Source organism: Halovulum sp. GXIMD14794 (assembly GCF_054457455.1).
On sequence record NZ_JBTLNF010000008.1, the window covers coordinates 317,460 to 323,481 of the forward strand.

Sequence of the window (6,022 nt, forward strand, 5' to 3'; positions counted from 1 at the left end):
CATGGCCGTCTCAAGACGTCGTTTCCTTGCCATAGCCTCTGCCGCCGCATTGGCCGCACCTGCTGCGCAGGCCTATCGGTGGCAGGGTACCGCGCTCGGGGCGCGGGCTCAGATCGTGCTAAATCACCCGGACGCCGAGCGGATCACCGGCCGGGCGCTCGCTGAAATCGACAGGCTCGAGGATATTTTCAGTCTCTACCGGTCGGGCTCCGCCATCGAGCGGTTGAACGCCGACGGGCATCTGATCGCACCACCTTTCGAGTTGCTTGAATGCCTGACCACCGCATGGCAGGTCCACCGCATGACCGGTGGCATGTTCGATCCCACCGTCCAGCCGCTCTGGCAAGTGCTAGCCGAAGCCGGCGCCGGCGGAGTGCAGCCGAACCCAGAGGATCTTGCCCGCGCCAGATCCGCCATCGGTTTCACCCGCGTCCGTTTTGACGTCACCCGTATAGCGCTGGAAGCCGGGCAGCGCCTGACGTTGAACGGTATCGCACAGGGCTACATCGCCGATCGCATCGCCCGGCTGATGCAGTCCGAGGGCATTCGCGACGTGCTGATCGACACCGGCGAAATCGTCGCTCTGGGCTCCGCACCGGATCAGAAAGGCTGGCCGGTCGAGTTCGCGGGGTCTGGCATCTCGCGTCCGCTGAGCAACCGCGCAATCGCCACCTCGGCGTACATGGGTACCACGCTGGACCAGATCGGCGCGGTCGGACACATCCTCGACCCGCGCTCCGGTATCCCGCGCACTCCGGGGATCCGCCAGATCTCGATCAGTGCACCAAGCGCCGCTCTGGCGGACGCGCTTTCCACCGGCCTTTGCCTTGCGGAAGGAGCGAGTGAAGTCATTGCGACATTGCGGAAGGGCAAAGAAGCTCGCCTGGAAAACCTCCAGACCGAAGCTGACACGCAGTAACAAGGGGAACTAGGATGCGAACCAGACTGACGCTCACCATTGCCGCCGCCGTTGCGCTGACGGGCGGTGCCGTCGATGCCGCCGACGCGGCGAAAGGCGAATCGGATTTCACGCGCTGCCGGTCCTGCCATGCGATCACCGCCGAAGACGGAACCGACATCCAGAAGGGCGGCAAGACCGGACCGAACCTCTACGGCGTGATCGGTCGGGCACCGGGGTCTCTGGAAGGGTTCAGCTACGGCGCATCGCTCGTTGCAGCCGGCGAGTCCGGGATCGTCTGGGACGAGGAAAACCTGGCAGTCTACATCCAGGATCCGACCGCATGGCTGCAAGAGGTTCTGGATGACCCCGCAGCAAAGTCCGCAATGACCTTCAAGCATCGCAAGGGCGCTGAGGACATGGCCGCCTACCTGGCCTCGGTTGGCGGCGGTAGCTGAGCGATCCCCCTGCCGGCGTGGCGGCGTCCTGCTCCGATCAGGGCTTGACGACCCGCCGCGCCGGCTTCTTCAACCCTACCTTTTCGCCCACGAGCCAGGGGAGCATGCGCCACAAGGCAATTGCATACCCGATCGTCCACAGAAGCGCCGCGAGAGTTATACCGTCGATGCCGGCCACCGCTCCGTGAGCCAGCAGAACCCGGGTAAGCGCGGCCGCCATCACCAGAAAGAACGCTGCCGTCAGCGCAGGCCCAGCGGTCAGATCACGCCCGGTATGTCCAAGCGTCGCGCGCATCATCACCGCAAGGGTCATGCCTGCGATGGCTCCGATACCAAGAAGGTGAAGACCTGCCGCATCCGGGATGACGCCCGCTGAGCCCGCCGCGGCGGCAAGCAGCCCGAGTGGAACGAAAGCATAGGCGACGTGCAGCATCAGAAGCAGCGGGTTTCGCCACGTCGCGCCTCCGCGCCAGCGCGCAAGGCGTAGAACGTGCAGGAAGCCGGCAAGCGCCAGCAAGACGGCGACCGCCATGGACGGACCAATCAGAGACCATCCTGCAAGCGCAACCGCCCCCGTGCCGAGAGCGATGGCATCGAACCGACCGAAGGGCAGCGGCAGCCGGGTCACCTTGCATTCGGCGAGCCAGTTACGGGTGAAGCTCGGCACGATGCGACCCCCGATCAGCATGATCAACAGAACCATCGCGGCCAGCCCCAATCGACTGCCGATGGTCACCGCCCCTGTTGCCAGCGCCTCGGCATGAAAGCTGACATTGGCGCAAAGAAGAAGAAACAGGGGCGCCAGAACCTTCAGGTTTCGCCAGTTTCGGCCTGCCAGGATCTCGGTCAGAAAGACGCCTGCTATCACCAGTAGGAAGGCGCAGTCTACTCCCGCGACCGCAACGGGATTCAGTGATGGAACCCCCGCAACGACGACTCGCCCCGCGATCCAAAGCAGCGCGAGAAACGCCAGAGGCCAGCCCTGTTTCGGCATTCTTCCGGTCCAGTTCGGTACCGCCGTGAACAGGAAACCGGCAACGACAGCAGCGCCATAGCCGAAGATCATCTCGTGCACATGCCAATCGACGGGCGCGAAAGGGCCGTCGATGATCACGTCTCCGCGCCAGACAAGCCACCAGAGTGGAACGATCAGGCCTCCGAATCCTACAGCAACCAAGAAGAAGGGGCGGAAACCTAGGCTGAAGACGGCAGGTCCCTGATAGCTGGGACGGGGCATGGCACGAGCTCCCATTATGCACAGGAAGATTTACTCTGGTTTCGTCTTCGGGCTGGATGCACTAAGCCAAAGGGTGCAGTCCTTGTGCTCCCGCAAACTCGGCGTGAAACCGTGCTCAAACTCGACCCAAGTCTTCTGACCGGCCTGCCACCCTTCGCGCGACTTACCGTTGGCCAGATCCATGAGATCCTCGACCAGGCGACGCCGCAACGTTGGGATGAAGGAACCAGCATCTTCACCGCCGGCGCCGAGGCCGAGCGCTTCTTCCTACTTCTCGACGGCACGATACGTGTCATCCGAACGACCAAGGATGGCGAGCAGGTCGTTCCTCTGCATATCCCGCCAGGGCAGTTGTTCGGTATCGCCCCGGCTTTCAATCTCGATGCCTATCCGGCGACCGCCGTCGCCGCCGAGGAATGCCTGACCCTGTGCTGGCCGACCAGGTTGTGGGGGACCTTTGTGGGCAGGTACGAAGGGTTCGCGACCGAGACATGGCGTACTATCGGCGACCGCATGCAGGAGCTTCACACACGAATCGAGGAACTCGCGACACGGGCGGTCGAACAGCGCATTGCGTCCGTCCTGCTGCAACTGGTGAACCAGTCCGGCCGAAAGGTCGATAGCGGGATCGAGATCGTGTTCCCGATCACCCGTGCCACCATCGCCGAGATGACCGGTTCGACGCTGCACACCGTCAGCCGCCTCCTTTCGGCGTGGGAGAAGCAGGGGATTGTCAGCAGCACACGCAGGCACATCGTCGTTACCGACCCCCACCGGCTGGTCCTGCTCAGCGGTGCCGGTGGCACACCATAGCGGACGAGATGAGCGCTTTCAGCTCGTCGCGTATGACCTCTTCTCCAAGCTGATACTCCCGACACGCGTCTATCAGAGTGTGGAACGGGGCGATGGGGCAACCGACACACAGCATGCCCCGCTTTACGAATACAGAAGCTGTCTCAGGCCAAGTCCTGAACATCTCGTCCATGGTCAGGTCAGGATCGTCGATATCCGCCAGCATCACATGTCCGCCCTTTGTGATCTGGTCAGGTTCCCACATCTGCAGCCCATAGAGTTTGCGCGCGCGCAAGTCCGGACTGAAGCGGAACTACGATCAGTCACCCGCCGGGAACGTTTTCCGAGCTGCTGCCTTGGCAGACTGGCGTGAGATTGTGGCGGGCTGATGCCGGGTTCCGGCGAACGGCCGGTCACAACGAGTTACCGTTGTGCTGGCAAACTATTTCTAACTAGTCTCAGTTTTCCGCCAATGACATGAACTTACCCGGCACAAAGTGCCCGCCACTCGACGAGAGCAGCGGTTCGCTGGGCTTTGAAATTGTCTCTACTTGAAAGGCTGCGTTCCTGGTTAAATTAGTTGGAGACTGAGGCGTGGACGGCGGCGAATTTCTGCAAGCTTCGCATCCGCCGGAACCGGATCATCGCTCGTTCTCGTCGCCGGAAGGTAAGATGCGAGTTCTCCGCCCTGTTGTTTGCCCAGCGCCCCGTTTCCTAGCTATGGCCCGGATTACGGGGGAAGGTCTATTCGATGACGATCATGCCCGCTCCGGGCTCCGAGCCGACATTGGCCCTGCTACCTGATCTGCGTGGTATGATGGCGCACCAACACCAGGTTGGTGTCGTGGCAGGGCGTGGCGGACAGCAGGAGCCGTCATGTCCATCGCCAACTTACCTGCCATTCGCACCTGCCGTCGAGCCTGGAACAAGGGACGCGTCATCGGTCAGAAACGCCCACTCATGCCCAAGCACGTCTGGGCAATCCGCGTGCGCCTCGAAATCTCTGAAAACCACCGAGATCTTGCTCTTTTCAACCTCGCCATCGACAGCAAGCTCCGAGGCTGTGACCTGGTAAAACTGAAGGTCGCGGACGTCTATGCAGCGGGCCAAATCAAAGAACGCGCTTCGATCATCCAGAGCAAAACCCAAAGGCCTGTCCGCTTCGAAATCACCGAAGGCACCCGGAAGTCGCTCGCGCGCTGGATGGATGACCCACAGATGATCGGGTCGGAACACCTCTGGCCCGGCCGATTTCACGAACGCCTGCACATCTCGACCCGGCAATACGCCAGGCTGGTCCGGGGCTGGGTGAGCTCGATCGACCTCGAACCCAGCTCGTACGGCACGCACTCGATGCGACGGACCAAAGTTGCCCAGATCTATCGCAAGACCGGAAATCTTCGTGCGGTGCAATTGCTGCTAGGTCATACGAAGATGGACAGCACCGTCCGTTACCTCGGCGTCGAGTTGGAGGACGCGCTCTCGATCTCCGAGTCGGTCGAGATATGATCTGCTGGGTCGTCCGTCGCGGACGGCCCTGAGGCTTTCATATATCACTGGGCTGCCCAAGGTCTGCTCGGTGATTTCAGCCACAGGGAAGGCCGGCCAGACGTCGCCCCTCGTCGGTTTTCAGCGAGAAGTCGGTGCCGCGATAGGCATCTGCTGCCGCCGTCGTCAGCCATTCGATCGCCCGCGCCACCCAATCCGCGGGGATATGCGCCGACCAGTCCAGTTGACTGACGGGATTGATGCCTGACGTTCGGATCTGCTTCTGCATCCCCGTTGCTACTGTTCCGGGGCTGAGGCCTATGACGCGGACACCCTTGCTGCGATACTCCCTGTCGGCCACTCGGGTCAGGGACAGGGCGGCCGCCTTGGTGGAGCAATAGTGGCTCCAGCCTTCCAGGGCCGAGGTCGCCGCACCGGACGAGATGTTCACGACAGTTCCCCCGCCCTGCGCGACCATCACTGGAATGGCAAAACGCAGCCCGTGATAGACTCCCTTGAGGTTCACATCGACGATGTGCCCCCATGCGTCGGGATCGCTTTCGCCCAACCTGGCGATCGGGTCGATCAGGCCGGCGTTGTTCACCAGCAGGTCGATCCGCCCAGTTTCGTCCACCGTCGCGTCGATCAAGGATTTCACCTGCGCGGCGTCGGCCACATCCGTCGGCCAGGCACAGGCTGACAGGCCGTCTTCGTTCAACTCCTCCGCGATCGTGTTGATCCGGCTGGCGCCGCGTGCCGCCAGCACGACATGCGCGCCGAGGGCCGCGAGATGGCGGGCGGTCGCTTCTCCGATGCCCCGGCTGGCGCCGGTCACGACGACGGTTTTGTCTTTGAAGGTCATGTTGTCTCTCCAGTGTCGGTCGGGGCGAGAGACCCCGGCCGTACGGGTTACTCGGCAGCAGTCGCCATCGAAGGCGTCCAAGCGAGGGCGGGGTCGGACATGAAGTCCTCATCAGGGACGGAGGCCAGCGCCGCCGTGTAGTTCGACAGGACCTTCGTTGCGATGATTGTCACCACATCGAGCACGTTGGCTTTCGTGAACCCAGCGGCGAGGAAGCCGGGAACCGCCTCGGCAGCTTCCCCGCGCGCGATGGCGACTTGCCGGGTAAAGGACCAGAGCGCGGCAAG

At 62.6% G+C, this 6,022-nt stretch carries 8 protein-coding genes and 1 pseudogene; 4 read left to right on the forward strand and 5 right to left on the reverse strand.

Going from position 1 to position 6,022, the window contains the following annotated elements:
• Position 1: 1 nt before the first annotated feature.
• Both ACW9UR_RS20700 and ACW9UR_RS20705 read left to right on the forward strand, forming a co-directional pair.
• The gene (locus ACW9UR_RS20700; RefSeq protein WP_458918964.1) at positions 2-919 is read left to right on the forward strand and encodes an FAD:protein FMN transferase; all 918 of its coding nucleotides are present in this window, start codon (positions 2-4) and stop codon (positions 917-919) included.
• Positions 920-933: 14 nt separating this feature from the next.
• Positions 934-1,356 (forward strand): c-type cytochrome, encoded by a 423-nt coding sequence (locus ACW9UR_RS20705; RefSeq protein ID WP_458918965.1) that lies wholly within the window; start codon positions 934-936, stop codon positions 1,354-1,356.
• A 37-nt stretch (positions 1,357-1,393) separates the two neighbouring features.
• Here the strand turns inward: ACW9UR_RS20705 and ACW9UR_RS20710 are convergent, their stop codons facing one another.
• Complete coding sequence (locus ACW9UR_RS20710; protein WP_458918966.1) at positions 1,394-2,593, reverse strand: NnrS family protein; 1,200 nt, start codon at positions 2,591-2,593, stop codon at positions 1,394-1,396.
• 111 nt (positions 2,594-2,704) lie between these two features.
• On the opposite strand from ACW9UR_RS20710, the gene ACW9UR_RS20715 reads away from it, so the two are divergent.
• The gene (locus ACW9UR_RS20715) at positions 2,705-3,406 is read left to right on the forward strand and encodes a Crp/Fnr family transcriptional regulator (RefSeq protein ID WP_458918967.1); all 702 of its coding nucleotides are present in this window, start codon (positions 2,705-2,707) and stop codon (positions 3,404-3,406) included.
• Here the strand turns inward: ACW9UR_RS20715 and ACW9UR_RS20720 are convergent.
• Positions 3,381-3,650, reverse strand: a complete 270-nt coding sequence (locus ACW9UR_RS20720; protein ID WP_458918968.1) for a DUF1858 domain-containing protein — start codon at positions 3,648-3,650, stop codon at positions 3,381-3,383. The two genes, ACW9UR_RS20715 and ACW9UR_RS20720, sit on opposite strands and share 26 nt — an antisense overlap.
• Positions 3,651-3,868: 218 nt before the next feature.
• Positions 3,869-4,099 (reverse strand): annotated as a pseudogene (locus ACW9UR_RS20725) (DDE-type integrase/transposase/recombinase); the annotation flags it as partial.
• A 162-nt stretch (positions 4,100-4,261) separates the two neighbouring features.
• Here ACW9UR_RS20725 and ACW9UR_RS20730 point away from each other — a divergent pair.
• Positions 4,262-4,894 (forward strand): tyrosine-type recombinase/integrase, encoded by a 633-nt coding sequence (locus tag ACW9UR_RS20730; protein ID WP_458918969.1) that lies wholly within the window; start codon positions 4,262-4,264, stop codon positions 4,892-4,894.
• 76 nt (positions 4,895-4,970) lie between these two features.
• Here the strand turns inward: ACW9UR_RS20730 and ACW9UR_RS20735 are convergent, their stop codons facing one another.
• On the reverse strand, positions 4,971-5,735 hold the full coding sequence (locus ACW9UR_RS20735) for an SDR family oxidoreductase (protein ID WP_458918970.1): 765 nt from the start codon (positions 5,733-5,735) through the stop codon (positions 4,971-4,973).
• Positions 5,736-5,782: 47 nt separating this feature from the next.
• On the reverse strand, positions 5,783-6,022 hold a 240-nt coding region (locus ACW9UR_RS20740; protein ID WP_458918971.1), incomplete at its 5' end, for a carboxymuconolactone decarboxylase family protein.